Genomic DNA, 15,421 nt, shown 5'->3' on the forward strand with positions numbered 1-15,421 from the left:
GATAAGAAGGACCAAGAGATCGAACAGCAGATGGAGCTGTTGCAGGATTAACTCGAAAATGGCCCCCTTTTAGGGGGCGTCGTGTAAAGCCACCTCCTCAGGAGGTGGTCTTTTACTGGTGAAAAGGGGGAAACGGATCTATCCTTTGCTGTTTTTACCCCTCCGTCACCGCCGTTTCACGTTGATACCAATGCAAAATAATCGTTATCATAGTGTGACACGGATCTATACTTGAAGCTGCAACGTGGTATAGTGGTTATATAAAAAGTTTTTTTATTATTAAAGCTTATTAACAACGGCGTTTTCTTCACCATCAGGGTAAAACACGGTGTTTATGGCTTGTGAGTTTCAGCATACCGGGGCGACACCGATATACCTGGCTGCGGGTAAGCCGCAGTGTTTAACCTAGGATGGTATAAGATATGAAATTGCAGCAGCTTCGTTACATTGTGGAAGTGGTTAACCACAACCTGAATGTCTCCTCGACGGCAGAAGGGCTCTATACCTCGCAACCCGGCATCAGTAAGCAGGTGCGCATGCTCGAAGATGAGCTGGGCATCCAGATCTTCGCCCGCAGCGGCAAACACCTGACCCAGGTCACCCCGGCCGGCCAGGAAATTATTCGCATCGCGCGTGAAGTGCTGTCCAAGGTGGATGCCATCAAAGCTGTTGCCGGTGAACATACTTACCCGGACAAAGGCTCGCTGTACGTCGCCACCACGCATACCCAGGCTCGCTACGCCTTGCCCAACGTCATCAAGGGCTTTATCGAGCGTTACCCGCGCGTCTCGCTGCACATGCACCAGGGCTCGCCGACGCAGATCGCCGAAGCGGTCTCCAAAGGCACCGCCGATTTCGCCATCGCCACCGAAGCGCTGCACCTGTACGACGATCTCATCATGCTGCCGTGCTACCACTGGAACCGCGCGGTGGTGGTGAAGCCCGATCATCCTTTGGCGGGCAAAAGCAGCATCAGCATTGAAGAGCTGGCGGCTTACCCGATCGTCACTTACACCTTCGGCTTTACCGGCCGCTCGGAGCTGGATACCGCTTTCAACCGCGCCGGCCTGACGCCGCGCATCGTCTTTACCGCCACCGACGCCGACGTGATCAAAACCTATGTGCGTCTGGGATTGGGGGTGGGGGTGATCGCCAGCATGGCGGTGGATCCGGTGCAGGATCCGGATCTGGTGACGGTGGATGCAAGCGATATCTTCACCTACAGCACCACTAAAATCGGCTTCCGCCGCAGCACTTTCCTGCGCAGCTACATGTACGACTTCATTCAGCGCTTCGCGCCGCACCTGACGCGCGACGTGGTCGACAGCGCGGTGGCGCTGCGTTCCAACGAAGAGATCGAGGCGATGTTCAAGGACATCAAGCTGCCGATTAAGTAAGCCGTAAAATTAACGACTTACAGCAGGCTTCGATTCTCTGGTGTTCGCTCACCTGTTTGTATCCTGTTTCGATCCTGTTGATCTACACAGACGGTGAGCTTGCCTCATCAAGGAGGGGAATTCAATCCCTCCTTGTTTCGCTACTCGTTGGAGCGTCTCTTAACCGCGCTGTCGACCACGTTAAAACAAAAAAGGCCCCAACCAATTACGGCGGGGCCTTTCTCTTATTCAGCTTTAGCCTTGCGAGCCTCAGCGATGAAGTGTTTTAGGGCGCGTTCAAACCCGTTCTTTTTCTCGTACCGGTGAAAGCGGTTATCGTCGAAGCCCATGATCCGGCACAGCGCGGAGCGGTTGATCACGTCAGCACCAAACGAAGAGAAGAGATTGAACCCAAGGGAGTCATTAATTGAGATTTTCATTATTGCCTCAAGTTAAAAGTTTCAATGAATGAGAGCCAAGGCACTTAGCCACAATGGCAAAGGGGGCCGAAGCCCCCCAGTGCACGCGGCAGGTTTTTACGCCTTGGTCGTCAGCTTCAGAGCGTAGTTACCGCGTAGATTCAGCGGCAGGTGGCTGAATTCCTGTTTCATTTCGATCATGCCGTGATCGTCTACATTGGTCCAACCGTAGCGGGCCTGCACGCCTTTCTCGGACGCGATTCCTTGGTGGCGGCTGCATGGGCCTTGTACCAGACGCAGTGGGTTAATGTCGTCGCGGCTGAACTTAGGAAGCATCAGGCCGGATTTTTCATCCACGCTGTAGCGGTCGTCGTCAACTAAAATAAAGCGCATGTTCTGCCAATCCATATACTCGAAACCGGCGATCAGCTGATTGGTGTAGGCATTCTTAGGGGCGCCATCTACCTTGTGCATGATCAACTGTGCGTTATAGGCGTTGGTTCTGACACGGTCATAGAACTCAGCGCCACAAAACACGATCATACCTTCCAAGAAAGAACGAGCTCCGCGCAGTTCTTTATTCAGTAGGCGGCGAGCCTTGTTAAACTGTGAACTCATGTCGGCAGTATCAGCAGTACCGAAGTCAATTTCTTGACTGCCCGGAGCCTTACCTGTGATTGCTTGGAAGTCCACAGATCCGGCGTCGGTATGGATCGCTTCGGCTTTACCTTCGAAGATCGCCATAGCCAGATCTTTTTCCAGTCGTTCGCGATAGTCGATATTGAAGCGCTCAGCGCGTGCGGCGATACACTCTTCAATGGTCATTTCTTTACCGTCAACGGCGCTAATGCGGCCTTGCCAGTCGTGCGGGCGAACAGATGCAGCTTGAACAACTACAGGAATCTCAGCCTGATACATGGTGCTCTTGTCGATCTTCACCGAGTTCTGATCGGTACCGTATCTATCGTTCTGGGCCAGCTCGGAGGCTTCGCTTTCCACAATATCGGCGATGCGTGCAGAAGGTGACTTGCTCGGAGTAGTTGCGAACAGGCCCAGCTCTTGCAACAGGTAGTTACCCGGGCGCACTTCCTTGAATGGGGTAACGAAGTCGTAACCTTCGTAAGCAGCTTTCAAATCTTTAACGGTCTTAGCCATTGCTTAAAATCCTTCTTTGAATTGGGGGGTGATTACGCTTTGTAGAAATCAGCGTTAGTTGCCAGTCGGATCGAGCCGTCAGCGGTCAGCTTGGTTAGGGCTTCTTTCTTCGCTGCGGCGTCAGCGGCTTGCAGGCGGAAATCGGTGATCACTACGTGGCGATCCACAATTCGGATTGTCTTTTCTGTACCGGCGGAACGGTCAGACAGGCAGATGATCGGATCAGCGTCGCCAGCCTTGAACAGTGCCATAGTCGCCTTGCTCAGGATGTCGCCACAGAAGACGTCGGCGGGGAGAGTGACGCCTTTCAGTTCAGTGCGGCTGAATAGGTCGGAGGCGGTATCTACCAGAACGTCACCAATGCTAGTTGGTTCGTATTCAAACTTTTGCATTTGAGGATTCCTATTTGTTGGAGTTATGCGCCCAGAGGTGGGCTGTGGGGTGTGAGTCCACATGTGCGGCGGGGCCGCGATATTGCCGGAGGCAATTCTTTGTGTGGTGTGGATTGCAGTAAGTGGAGGGAGGAAAGGATCCCGAAGGTTTTACCCCACGGGACTAATCACACCGATCCAACAAGCAGCAGTCCCCAGCACAGGGGAGGCGGCATTCAGATATGCCTAGCGAGCACCACAAGCCACGACGGCAGGGAGCGGGGCAGCTGTGCGATCGCAGCCTATGAGGCTCGCTAGGGATACCAAGGAAAAAGAAAGGGGCCGGAGAGGGAGGAGGCCCCTTTGTTAATATGATTACTGAGTGAAAGCGACAGCCGGAGAAGCAAGTAACTTTCTGTGTGTGCCCTGACCGCCTATCACGGGAGACTTGGGATCAACCCGCAGACAAGACACACACAGAAAACGGCGGGTAATGCGGCCCACCGGAAACAGTTCCAGCGTTGCGCCAGTCTGTTTATCGTTAGGTCACGGTGAAGGGGCCGTGTCCAACTGTGAGGTGTTGCGCCTGCATCTGTCACCCGATGAGGTGAGGAGGGGCCTGTGAACCCTTTCCTATGACCACTCGATCAAGTGACCAGAAGAAAGGGCCGGGACTCTGGAACCCGGCGACCTTAAATTCAACGAGGAGATACAACCATGCGTTAGTGGTATCTCTAAGCACACTCGAATATCGCAAATGCGCTTAGAGATGCGCCGCAACGAGGAGAAGCGGCACACCCCGTTGGGATATGGCTGGCTAAGGCTCGATCCCAACAAGGAGACAGCAAGAGAGAATGCGTAACTCTCTGTCTGTACTATTATTTTATCTTATTTTGGTAAGATTTGCAAATTTTATTGCATTCTACATTGATTTATGATATGAGTCAGCGGGTGGGAGGGTTACCGGCAAGGCGGGGGAGGTTCCAAGGTGTACGCCGGGGAGATATCCAACAGGTGAAGAGCGCCACCAAGTGAGGCAGGCTCACCGGGCCAGTATCGGGGGTGGGTGCTATCTGCTCCTACCGGAGGCGATAAAAAGTTAGGTCAATCTGAGCTAACTTCTCAAGCGCTCAGTGTGGAAGTTAGGTCAATTTGAGCTAACCTAGCGGATAAAAGTTAGGTCAATTTGACCCACTATAATAATTAACTTACCTGATAATAATAAAATTCAAGGGATCGATAATAATAGATCAAAACCATAAAACCCTTAACAATTACAATTGTTATTAATTTAGATATTAAGAGGTGTAGTGGTTTTAGCTATGGAATAGCTGTTAGATCAGATCCGTCTCTTGGTAAGCGTCTTACAGACGCGCCTCTGTTGGGCAAGCTCACGGCTGTGAGCATAGATCTATAGCGCCTGTATCCACAGGCAAGACTCCCTTGGGCAGCGCTCGCACCTGCGAGCAAGACCAACTTGGAACACCGGAACGATGTGAAGGTGACTCATGGGCGGCCGGGGCGGCGGCAGATTGGAATACAGATAACACCCAGCCACGTGACCACCCTCAGGCTTCCTGTGCGGCTCGCTGCTGCGTTATCTAAACCATAGCCACAAGGCCGGAGAATCGCTTAGAGTCGATTACAGAGGGTTTTAGAGATTGACCACCTGCGGGGAAGAATATGTGACAACGGCGGGGGAGAGATTGCGGAGGGTTGATTAATATAAATTTGTTGACAATGTATGTCACACCGTGTATCACGCGAGCGCCCGCGTTACTAAAGATAATAAGGAAGGGCTGCGACACGCAATGAAATACCACAAAGTGATTGACAAATCAACACTTTTATGAGAAAATAATTATTGTTGAGTCGCAAATGGGCCAATATACACTGATTATACAACCTTCCAAGGAGAATGCAAGCATGACAGACACAAAAAATACCCGCTTCGACGATGTAGAAGATATCGCGCAGCGTCTGGCGTCCGGCCGCACTTTGCGTAAGTCTCTAATCCAACAGGCTAGCCGCTTCCGTAAGAACGGCCGCCACGATCTGGCGAACAACATTAAAGAGGCGCTAGCTCTTGAGTTGGACCAGTATCCACAGTTTACGGCGCAAGCGTTGCGGCTCCAAGAGCGTGCATCTCAGATGACCGCAGAAGAAAGGCTCCAGCTCCGTGTTACTTTGGATTTCCACGGTAGCCACGACATCCTGACCGATGTTCTTGTCGCTTGGCAAAGTTTCTTCTCAGCGCGTGGAATGGAGATCAGCACGCAGGACGTGTTTACCATGATGGCCTTGAACAGCGCCGCAGAGTTTGAGCAAGTGACCGGCGAGCCTATCGCACGTCAGTAACCAACAAGGAGAAGCAAGTGAAGATTGAGTTTGATGATGAATTGATGCGTGAATTGTGTGCTCTGGCCGCTACCCGGGAGCATGGCTCCATTTACACCATTGTAAAGAAAGCCACTCGTGAATTCGTAAAGAAGAATACCGTTAATTCCACCACTGTTAAGGAAAAAGACAATGACCACAGCAGCACCCGCAGCAAATAATGTAGTAACCCTGAATACCGATATTCAAAACGGCAACGTCGCAGCACTGAACACCGTCATGATGTTGGAATCATACAAGGGGGTTAAGTTCACCCTTGAAATGAAAATGACTTACAACCTGATCCTAAGCTTCACCCGAACCGGCAAGCGTGCCGAGTTTAGTCAGTCGTATCTTGCAGCCTATTTGTCATGCTCCCTCTCTACGGTGAAGCGTGCAATGGCAACTCTGAAAGAATTGGAATTGATCGCTGCCGACCCAGACAACCGGGGAAGGGGAGACGTAGACTTGCTAGAAGCGCTGCCGATCGTGGTGGAGTTCGCGAAGTCTGCCGAGGTGAAGAGAGTAAATAACCGTAAGTCAAAGGGGAATAAAAATGCTGCAAGCCGTCCAGTTGGAAAGGGTAAGCCTAAACTGTCTGTTGTCCAAGACCAAGAACAACTTGACGATGATAACAGCGGCGACGCTGGGGATCCTGTCCAGCATGATGATCTTGATTCAGAACAGCCCGATGTAATTAAAACAACTGAGGCAATCGAAGTAGCCGAACCACAAACCGAAGGGGAAACAGTTGATAGTATTCTTCCTGTTGATGACTGCGATCACGATGATAGCGACGCGGTGACAGCTGCCGAGCCTGACCAGTTGGATCAGCAGATTGCTGCCGCTGAACTGCATGGCTTCAAGTATGATTTGGCCGAGACTATGCGCCATTGCCAAGGGAGCCGTGCTAAGGCTGCCGTGCGGTTGCAGGGCGAGATCGGCGTATTCCACCGCCAGCGCATTCTAGAAGCTCAGGGGGCCACTCAGGCCTCAGATTGGGCATCTAACAACGACAGTTACGATGACGGTTACAGCATTGATGATGATTGGAACCCGGATGACGGCGATGCTTACTGATGTTGGTTATTTTTTAACCTTTTGCCATTTTTTAAGGTTGAGTTTCGACCAGTAAACTGTACAGGAAGCCCCACCCGATTGCAAGCAGACAAGGAGAAAATAGTGATTGAGATTTCCGCAGCAGAACAGCAACGCATTGATGAGCTAGCCTTCCGCCTGACCAACAAGCCGCTAACTAAAACGAATATCCGAGCGCTGAACCTGTCACCCGCTCAAGTGGATACGATCCGCCGTGCGTGCATCTGGGGTTATGAGCCTCATGAGATTGTGAGCATGTACCATTACGCCACGTTGGCCTTCGTGTTAGACCAGCGTAAGAAGTTTAACCACAAGCTGCGCCGACGCTTCCAAATCTCACTTAACTGTAAGATCGCCATGTGTCATTGCATGACCCGCGACGGCAAGAGCAAGCGAGAGATTGCATGCCTGTTGGAAGTAAACACGCAGACGGTTAACCGCTGGCTCACTGATCACCAATACCCGGCGAAGCTGGTTAGCAAAATGCGCCACTGGTCCGAGATTTTGGAATCCCTACACGGGCCGCGCCCTCTTAACGTGAGTAGCCCAATCTTTAAACCAACCAGCAAGACGGCTAAAGCCGATGAGAAGAATAGAAACGTTGTGGCGAAGGATAAGCACGATAAACAGGATTACAAGCATAGACTACAGGCAGTTGGTCATTAACCGCCTGATCTGCGATATGTGGCTAAAGGTTTTCACCCCGCGCCACGTCGTGATCCTGTACATCGCTTACCAAGTTCTCTCCCAGCTTCAACCGCAGTAACACCCCCAACAGCACTACCCATAGCAGCCCCCTCAAACAGCACCATACACCTAATTTATAAGGAGAATTACCCATGTCCAACATCGCAGACTTGATCAAGAACGTTCAAGCCCATGTCGCCGAACAAAAGCGAGTCCTTGAACTGGAAGCCGCCTCAGAGGTCACCAAGAGCACCAAGGCACAGGATGAGCTAGAAGCCCTGATCGCCAGCTCTGGTGAGTTCCTCGCAGCTGTGGAAGCTACCGAAGCCACCAAGGGCCGAAAGGTCAAATCACGCGGGATTGCAATGTGCCATGTTGCACAGGGTGGACCGGCAAACGGTCGCGCTGATTCTCTTCTCATGAAGTCCAAGGAGACAGAGGTCAGTAAATCCAAGCTGCGCCGTGTGGAGATCAGCAAGCACGGGATCACCGTTCTAACGCCAGACCAAGAGGCCAACCTGAAGGGCGTGATCATGAGCCTGACCAAGAATAAAGAGGCTGAATAATGAAGGGTAGTTCAATCATCATTTTCGATATTTCATCCCCGGTTAAGACGTTCGCCAACGTGGGGCCGAGTCCAAAGGTTGACCGCCTGCTGCCGCGAATTATGGGCAAGACGCCTAATCGCATCATCTCAGAAGTGGAATTCGGACGCCTCACCCTGGCTGATTTGGAGCTGATCCGCTACGACGTCCACTATAATCGCCCCCAGACAAACATTAATCGGATGGTCGTTGCTGCTGTCAGTTATGCAATCCAAGAGCTAAAACAAGGAAGTGAAGCATGAGCAGCAATATGATCATTACATCAACAAAGAACGTCGTAAGCTGGGAAGTCGATCGGGGCAGCTTTGCCAAGGCAAAGAAAGCGATCAAGAGCATCGGTCAAGAGTGGGATAAGACAGCTAGCAAGATGAAAGCTGCCACCTCTAAAGTGACCCCGCCGGGCGCTGAACGCTTCAAGCAATCCGAGTATACACGACGCACTAAAGCCGCCCGTGCAGAAGCAGCCGCAGCCAAACAGGCCGCACGCGAACAGCTGCAAGCAGAGCGTAAGATTCAACAGATCCACGCCAAGTCTATCCGCTTCTCTACTGCCGCCAGCAGCTACAACCTGACCGGCAAGCAGAGAACGGAATCCCTCTCCCAGTTTGGTGATCTGACTCGTCAATTCCACGCCGGGAAGATTGCTGTGGGTGAGTACAACGCCGCCGTAAGCAAGCTGCAAACCAATATGCGGAAACAGGGCCGTGTGGGCATGAAAGGCCAGACACTGCCAGTTACTGCCAAGGTCACCAAGTTGGACACTTCAATGATCGAAGGTGCGAAGGGTGCAATCACCATTGCCGCCACGGTCGCCGTCGGGAAGTCCATCATGACAGCGGGCCAAGACCTGCAATCGATGGAGTCGGGCCTTACAGCTGTTACCGGTTCAGCCGACAAAGCAGCGAAGGAAATGCAGTATCTTCGTGATCAGTCCAACCGTCTGGGCCTTGACCTGATCAAAGTTGGCAAGGATTACACTTCCTTCTACGCGGCGGCTAAATCCTCAATGTCTGACGGTCAGGTTAGGAACCTTTTCGAGGGCGTTTCTGAATATGGGACCGTCCTAGGTGCTTCTGCCGATGAGCAATCCCGGGCATTGAAAGCGCTTAACCAGATGGCGTCAAAAGGTCAAATAATGAGCGAAGAGCTCAAAGGACAACTTTCTGAGAGCCTCCCCGGCGCAGTAGACGTATTCGTCAAGGCTCTTCAGAAGACCCAAAATAACGTCAACCTGACTACCAAAGACCTGTTTAAGATGATGGAAGAGGGCAAGCTGATGTCTAAGGACATCCTCCCGGCCGTCGCTGATGAGTTCAAGGCACTCGCCCGCAATGGTGGCGCTCTCGATCGAGCGGTCAACTCGAATAGGGCAAGCTTCCAGCGACTGAAGACCGCAATGCAGGCGTCAATGGGAGAATTCTTCGATGGTGGCTTCGGTAGTGCTCTTACCAACGCATTCGACACCATTTCCGCTGCGCTGAACAATAACGCGGATTCGTTCAAGTTCTGGGGTGATTTGGCTGGTAACGTAATCGACGGAGCCACAGACGCCTTCGCATACCTCTATGACACGATCGTATTTGTTGCATCTGTTGGCGGTCATTACCTTGAACAGATGGGGATCTCTTTCGAAGGTCTTAAAGGCTGGGGAGAAATGGCGGCCTACGCATTGGGCGTAACAGCTTTTGCGGGCAGCATGTGGAAGTTGGGCGGGGCGCTGAAGTGGATCATCGGCTTCCTTCACCCACTAACAAAATTGCTTGGTGTGCTGAAGTCAATCAGCGCACTCGGCGGAGTGGAAGCGGCTACCGCTGGCGGTGTTGCTAAGACAGCCTCCAAGACGACAGGCGGCGTTGCCGGGGCGGCCTCTAAGGTCGGCATGGTAGGTAAGGCCGGTAAGCTTCTGGGGCCTCTGGGAACGCTGTATTCAGCATGGGAAGTAGGTCAATCCCAGTTTGGTGATCCAACTGAACGGATCAATCAAGCCAGACTCGACAGTAAGCCTACTAATCCTTGGCTGGAGGCCGCAGGCCGGGCCGCTGGAATGTACCAACTAGCCGACTCTATCGCGCCACCTCCGGCACTCAGACCACAGCCTACAATCGACCTGAGTAGTATTTATTCGGGCAGTGCCTTCATGAACACTTACCGCAATCCTGTTGAAGCTGCAACCCAAAAGCACCAGATCGAAGTAACTTCGGTGGTCAAGGTTCAGGATGGGGCCGTGAAAGGTTTGGTACGTGAAGAGATTGAAGACTTCGACGGACGCCAAATCAACATGATGATCGGCGGTGGACACTAATACAGGTTGGACACTAACAGACAGTTGGTCATTAACACAAAGGGGCTTCGGCCCCTTTCTTTTTGCCTGTAATCCGTCTAAATTTGACCAAAAATAAATAGGGGTTAAAGCCGTTAAATGGTCCACAAGTGCCCAATTAATGAGCCTACTAAACGCCACTATTGCCCAAAATCGGAGGGGGTAGACCTTGCCCAATTGAAGATATAAATATTCCGAAAAACGGATTAACCCTTGTGGGGCGGGCCTTACAGCCGCGTGCAAGTTATTTTGCAGCGAGGTAGAAAAGATAGGGTTCTAAACCAAACACGCTTTTCGCGCTTATTTTTATTTTGCCCAAAAAAGGGCCTGTTTTAGAGCCTAAAGAGGCTCACCAGTCGGCCCCTCCGGGCCTCCTTGGTCTTTGCAGCTGTGTGGCACTACCGCCCGTGCACGGGTGCATCGTACCGATGCAGGGCGTAGCCCCTTGAAGGTAGTCTTGCCGATAAAGAGGCGCAGCCGCGCCAAAAAGGCGTTTATGAGCCTTACGGCTGAATACGGGGCGAAGTGTCCAAAAGGTCGAATATCGGTATTTTTGGTTAGACTTACCCACAGACTGATCGAGTTATCCACACTCACAATCTTCTCTGTGGAATCTGGCGTGTTCTGCCTCTCGTTGTTGTCTCAGAATTGGCGTAGCGTTACCAAATGACTTGAGATAGAGGAAAGGTAACTGGTTGGGGTTGTTACAAAGGTGCGTTTAATAGTCATTATGTTAAATGGCTATTCAAAAATCAACCAATCCCCAGATCAAAACCTAGTGTTTACGCGGTCTACGTGGGTAGGGGAGCCTAAAGAGGCTAATCAGCTACGCACCAACTGTGCACCGGGAGCCGGGCAGGCAAGACAGACACGCCAGATCGGTCGGTATCGACTTGTGAGAGATTTAAAGTTTAAGCTATGGATTGTATTTAGATTCAAGATGGATTCAATACGGGGCTGCACAAGAGGTCTGAGAGGGTGTTAGAGAATTACCCCACTGATATTTGAAAATAGCTCGAGAAAAAGGTTCAGGGGGTAGAGAAGGTGTTAAGTAGAGGTATAGGTATGCTAGGATATTTCAAAAGAAGATGTACGGATTTTGAGATCTTTTAAAGGCTTAAATTAGACAAGGAAGGTGTTTTAATGTGTGGAAAATTGACATTAGTAGCTATAATTCTTAGTGTTTATTCTGGATTCACTGCGGCTAAATCAGAATGCAGAAAAATGGCAACACGAGTTGTTCTTGATAGTGATGCTGGACCAATGTTTTTGAAAAACAAAGAGGATTTAAAAGATCTTCAAGATACCATGTATAATTCTGAGGTTCTTTGTAAAAGTATTGTCAAAGCGATAAAGACAGGGAAGGCAAAGGCAGAAAATATACGTATAGGAATGGAGGCGGAATTAAAAGATGCTGAGGAGAAATATCAAAGAGATGGTGACATTGATGCATTGGAGTTTCAAAAAATGTTGGTCCAAGTAACACTAGAATCTGTTAGTATCGCTGAAAAGTGAAGCTTTCTGTAAATATACTCTTCGATTTCTTGTCTTTTTAATACAATGCTCAGCGTTTTATTTAGGTGAGGGACTTTGTGAGAAATAAAATTTGGTCCGTGGTAAAATATGCACTTTTCTTTATTGCTGGTTTCATAACGAATTTTAGCGGCGGATTGAGAAGTATTAGCGATATACCTAACTCGTACGAAGAGTTTAAAAAAACATATCTTTACGACGAGTCATTTCTTAGTGGCAAATGGTCTACTAACTTAGAATACCTAATTGATGGAACTGATAAAGGACTTCTGGTTGGACAACCTGACATCATAATGGCCTTGAATAACGGAAACAGTGGTCAAGTTTATGGTGAGATCCTTAGTGAAAGGATATGCGATGCCATGCCATTAACGTGGGTTATTTCAATAGAAAGTACCTCGCCAAATATATTAAATTTTTTCGTTGATAGAAAATTTATAGTAAAACAGCTACATAATGGGAGTATGGAGACTGTTGCTGAGTTAAGGTTGATCAATGAGGATCGGGAAAAAGGCGTTATAAAACTAAAAAGAGTTAATGATAGCAAGTCTGCCTTTCCCGAGTATATTGTTTTCGGGAAAGACTTGCCAATGTATGAAAACGACGTTAAGAAATTGATAAATTATTGTGCAGGATCATCTGCTAGATTTCTAAAAGAATATCGTTCCAATAGGTGATTTTGCGACCTGTATAAATAAATGGTTAATTATATGGTGTAAATAGTTACTCTTGGTGAAAATGTTCGAGTTATATAACTTAATTAAATGGGGGTAATAGATATTTCCCCCATTAGATAATGCCTTAACGTTTCTTGTTTGCCTGTGAAACTACAGTCCCGGCCAAGCTCTTAGTGAGATCCGCAGAACGTGGATTTTCTAGAGCTGCTGAGGCCTTAGCTTCCATCGCCTTGCCAGTTTGCTTGTTCGTGCTGGACTGGGCCAAGGCTGAGCCGGCTAGGCTCTTTTGGATTGCTGAAGCATTAGGGTTGTTCAGCGTTTGCGCCGCCTTCGAGGCGACTGATTTTGAGGTTTGTTTTGTATTATTTGCCACTTTCATATACCTATTTTTGTTTTGGATACAGATGTCCATATGGTGTTTAGTGAAATCCAAATGCACCATATGTTGTGTTTACTGTATATCCACACAGATGCAAGGTCAAGAGGGTATAGGGGGAGTGGCAGTAAATTTTCCCCCTTACCTGACCGTAGTTAGGTTCTTTCGATTCTAAGTTTTATCTATAGCTTCTCTTAAGCGTTCCAAAGCGCCATCCGAGCGATACACACGATCAGTAGTTGTTTTGTGAGCATGCCCAAGCAGGGCGAACCTAACATAGTCCGAAGCTTCTACATTGCGCAGGCGGTCACTCATTCCGTAACGATAACTATGTGCGGTGACGTCTAAGCCGGTATAGATAGAGCTAACCAATTGAGATGCCCGATCAGGGGTATACGAGAAGGTAGGTTTATCCTCTAAAACTTCCAACGCTATCAGATCATGGTGGATAGGGATGTTTCGCCGCGATGCTTCGTTCTTGATAGTTTTGACTCCATCATCGTTTATAGATATGCACCAAACGCCATCAATCTGACGATAGTCCCTTGGGGTTAGTTGGACGATCTCACTGATTCTGCACCCGGTATAATAGAGCAGTTGTAGCAGCCACCAATTTTGCGATCGTTCTGGAAAGCCGTTAATAGCTTGTTGGTGTTCTGCATTCTTTATACCTCTCCGTGGCTTCAGATTGGTTACCCGTTTGAATCCCATACCGTCGAATGGGGAGCGTGTGAGGTACTCACGCTGAGTAGCTGCGAAGGTGAAAAGACCCGTAACCTTGATGAAGTAGTCATTGCAGGTATTTGGGCTAAACCCTCTATCAATCAGGTGCTGTTTAAAGTCTGACACATCCGATTTACTGATATCGGTGATCAGCCTGTTCCCAATAAGGGTGATGAAGTAGCGACATTTGGCCTCATTCGCAGAGTAAGTTTTACCTCGCCATTCTGCCTTCTGGCACTTCAAATACTCCTCGAGCACCGTTGATAGGGTTAGGCGTTTACGTTTTCGCTTCGGCGCTGCCGCTTTCTTCTCTGTGGGATCGGCTAGGGGGGTTGTTGCCACTGCGGCTAATGCCACGGGAGCATAGCCAACGAGCTGTGCTTTCTGGAGTTGAGTTCGGCAGGCGTACAGCCGCGAACGGATGCTTTCCAACTCCTCATCCTGATGTTGCAGATAGACCATCATCAGGTTACGGGCCATCAGAACAGCCATGAAAGCGTCCCGTGTACTCAATGCGATTTGGATATTGGTGTTTTTGTGGTGCTTGCAGAACACGAATAGCCCGTTTGGACGCTGAAAAACCTGTTTGATTCCTGTTTCGATCCTGTTTGCCATGATCAGTTATACCCCGCAAAGCCTTATGCAGAGCGACACGAAGAGATCGAGGCGATGTTCAAGGACATCAAGCTGCCGATTAAGTAACCGTTGACGATATCAAATCAAACCCGGAGAGGCGCCTGCCAAACCGGGTTTTTTTAGCCCGGAAATCCGTGCCTTCTTGCTTCTCAGGATCATCCTGAAAAGTCGCTGCCCTCTTTTCAACCCGTTAGCGTCTGAGTAGAGTGCAAACGTTTGGATCATTGAATAAGGAAATTCAACGTTATGCAGATATGCAGGCTTAACTACGCTGATTTATCAAATGATGGCAAGATAGTGAAATTACGGTGCTATGGAGTGGGGACATTCGACGTGTTATCGGGTATTGAGTATTACATTAACAACCCAAACTGTTCGGATCGTGAGAAAGCCGCCATTCCTCCAGGAACATACTGGATCGTCGACAGACCAAAGGGCAGTATTGCAAATCAAATTCGCTCTGAATTGGTTGACCTGTATCATCTCTACAAGAATCGCCATTCTGAATGGTTTGGTCTCTTCAGCAATGAAACAATGAGTGACTACACCGTCGTAAATGGCGCCATTCGAAACAGTTTTAGACTGCATCCACTCAACACAGATGGCACCGGTGTTTCTTGGGGATGTATTACTCTCTATCAGGCATCTGACTTTCAGATTCTTCGGGATGCGCTGCTAAGGCGTAGAAAAGTGAGAGTGCCTGGAGGTCGAGGGCTGATGGCGTACGGCCGTATAGATGTTCAAGGCGTGCCTGATTACAGTAAATGCGTGGTATCACGATGAAAAAAAGTCTCTGGATTGTTCTGTTCTTGTTGCTAACCCTTTTGTTGCTGCGCTACCTACCAGACGGAATTTTCGACAGCTTCGTTTCCAACAACATAGAAATTAGCGGTGATGGTGAAATAGGGATGAATAATTTCGACTCGGTTGTCATTGCCATTAAATTGGGTGTTTCTGCCATCATTGCGGCGGTTGTACTCATAGTCTGTCACCGCCTGGTGCGTAATCCCAGCTAAAGCCACGGGATTTTCCCTGCCAAAGCGCCGCCTCGTTGCAGCGTTTTCGTTGG

The 15,421-nt window shown here is 49.5% G+C and carries 17 protein-coding genes; 12 read left to right on the forward strand and 5 right to left on the reverse strand.

Annotation, left to right across the window (positions count from 1 at the left end):
* The first annotated feature begins 422 nt into the window (after nt 1-422).
* Nucleotides 423-1,397, forward strand: coding sequence for an HTH-type transcriptional regulator CysB (gene cysB / locus ACJ8HB_RS20030; protein ID WP_033634747.1), 975 nt, complete (start codon nt 423-425; stop codon nt 1,395-1,397).
* A 224-nt stretch (nt 1,398-1,621) separates the two neighbouring features.
* Here cysB and ACJ8HB_RS20035 read toward each other — a convergent pair whose 3' ends face one another.
* The 3 genes from ACJ8HB_RS20035 to ACJ8HB_RS20045 all read right to left on the reverse strand — a co-directional run bounded on the left by ACJ8HB_RS20035 (nt 1,622) and on the right by ACJ8HB_RS20045 (nt 3,342).
* A complete protein-coding gene (locus ACJ8HB_RS20035) occupies nt 1,622-1,816 on the reverse strand; it encodes a hypothetical protein (RefSeq protein WP_047567165.1) in 195 nt (64 codons plus the stop codon).
* 96 nt (nt 1,817-1,912) lie between these two features.
* The gene (locus ACJ8HB_RS20040; protein WP_047567167.1) at nt 1,913-2,950 is read right to left on the reverse strand and encodes a major capsid protein; all 1,038 of its coding nucleotides are present in this window, start codon (nt 2,948-2,950) and stop codon (nt 1,913-1,915) included.
* A gap of 32 nt (nt 2,951-2,982) precedes the next feature.
* A complete protein-coding gene (locus ACJ8HB_RS20045; protein ID WP_047567169.1) occupies nt 2,983-3,342 on the reverse strand; it encodes a hypothetical protein in 360 nt (119 codons plus the stop codon).
* Nucleotides 3,343-5,247: 1,905 nt separating this feature from the next.
* On the opposite strand from ACJ8HB_RS20045, the gene ACJ8HB_RS20050 reads away from it, so the two are divergent.
* From ACJ8HB_RS20050 to ACJ8HB_RS20090, 9 genes are all read left to right on the forward strand, one after another.
* Nucleotides 5,248-5,679, forward strand: a complete 432-nt coding sequence (locus ACJ8HB_RS20050) for a hypothetical protein (RefSeq protein WP_141240935.1) — start codon at nt 5,248-5,250, stop codon at nt 5,677-5,679.
* Nucleotides 5,680-5,696: 17 nt separating this feature from the next.
* On the forward strand, nt 5,697-5,879 hold the full coding sequence (locus ACJ8HB_RS20055) for a hypothetical protein (protein WP_047567173.1): 183 nt from the start codon (nt 5,697-5,699) through the stop codon (nt 5,877-5,879).
* A complete protein-coding gene (locus tag ACJ8HB_RS20060) occupies nt 5,851-6,777 on the forward strand; it encodes a hypothetical protein (protein ID WP_141240936.1) in 927 nt (308 codons plus the stop codon). Before ACJ8HB_RS20055 ends, ACJ8HB_RS20060 begins: the two co-directional genes overlap by 29 nt.
* 102 nt (nt 6,778-6,879) lie before the next feature.
* Complete coding sequence (locus tag ACJ8HB_RS20065; RefSeq protein WP_094887965.1) at nt 6,880-7,461, forward strand: hypothetical protein; 582 nt, start codon at nt 6,880-6,882, stop codon at nt 7,459-7,461.
* Nucleotides 7,462-7,634: 173 nt separating this feature from the next.
* Nucleotides 7,635-8,048 (forward strand): hypothetical protein, encoded by a 414-nt coding sequence (locus tag ACJ8HB_RS20070; RefSeq protein WP_047567179.1) that lies wholly within the window; start codon nt 7,635-7,637, stop codon nt 8,046-8,048.
* Complete coding sequence (locus ACJ8HB_RS20075) at nt 8,048-8,329, forward strand: hypothetical protein (protein ID WP_047567181.1); 282 nt, start codon at nt 8,048-8,050, stop codon at nt 8,327-8,329. The genes ACJ8HB_RS20070 and ACJ8HB_RS20075 overlap by 1 nt, the downstream gene beginning before the upstream one ends.
* The gene (locus ACJ8HB_RS20080; protein WP_052133429.1) at nt 8,326-10,389 is read left to right on the forward strand and encodes a tape measure protein; all 2,064 of its coding nucleotides are present in this window, start codon (nt 8,326-8,328) and stop codon (nt 10,387-10,389) included. Before ACJ8HB_RS20075 ends, ACJ8HB_RS20080 begins: the two co-directional genes overlap by 4 nt.
* A 1,161-nt stretch (nt 10,390-11,550) precedes the next feature.
* Nucleotides 11,551-11,922, forward strand: coding sequence for a hypothetical protein (locus tag ACJ8HB_RS20085; RefSeq protein ID WP_141240937.1), 372 nt, complete (start codon nt 11,551-11,553; stop codon nt 11,920-11,922).
* A 77-nt stretch (nt 11,923-11,999) separates the two neighbouring features.
* Nucleotides 12,000-12,617 (forward strand): hypothetical protein, encoded by a 618-nt coding sequence (locus tag ACJ8HB_RS20090; protein ID WP_176602515.1) that lies wholly within the window; start codon nt 12,000-12,002, stop codon nt 12,615-12,617.
* Nucleotides 12,618-12,741: 124 nt separating this feature from the next.
* On the opposite strand, the gene ACJ8HB_RS20095 is transcribed toward ACJ8HB_RS20090, so the two are convergent.
* Together ACJ8HB_RS20095 and ACJ8HB_RS20100 are read right to left on the reverse strand one after the other, a co-directional pair.
* Nucleotides 12,742-12,990 carry a hypothetical protein gene (locus tag ACJ8HB_RS20095; protein WP_072021624.1) on the reverse strand — a complete coding sequence of 83 codons (249 nt, stop codon included), beginning with the start codon at nt 12,988-12,990 and terminating at the stop codon, nt 12,742-12,744.
* Nucleotides 12,991-13,164: 174 nt separating this feature from the next.
* Nucleotides 13,165-14,331, reverse strand: coding sequence for a site-specific integrase (locus ACJ8HB_RS20100; protein WP_223307149.1), 1,167 nt, complete (start codon nt 14,329-14,331; stop codon nt 13,165-13,167).
* 267 nt (nt 14,332-14,598) lie between these two features.
* On the opposite strand from ACJ8HB_RS20100, the gene ACJ8HB_RS20105 reads away from it, so the two are divergent.
* Nucleotides 14,599-15,135: a DUF2778 domain-containing protein gene (locus tag ACJ8HB_RS20105; protein WP_072021557.1), complete on the forward strand. Its 537-nt coding sequence runs from the start codon at nt 14,599-14,601 to the stop codon at nt 15,133-15,135.
* Nucleotides 15,132-15,368 carry a hypothetical protein gene (locus ACJ8HB_RS20110; RefSeq protein ID WP_052133513.1) on the forward strand — a complete coding sequence of 79 codons (237 nt, stop codon included), beginning with the start codon at nt 15,132-15,134 and terminating at the stop codon, nt 15,366-15,368. Before ACJ8HB_RS20105 ends, ACJ8HB_RS20110 begins: the two co-directional genes overlap by 4 nt.
* Nucleotides 15,369-15,421: the final 53 nt, after the last annotated feature.

It is taken from the genome of Serratia sp. CY27727 (assembly GCF_052169275.1).
Classification (GTDB): Bacteria; Pseudomonadota; Gammaproteobacteria; order Enterobacterales; family Enterobacteriaceae; genus Serratia; species Serratia sarumanii.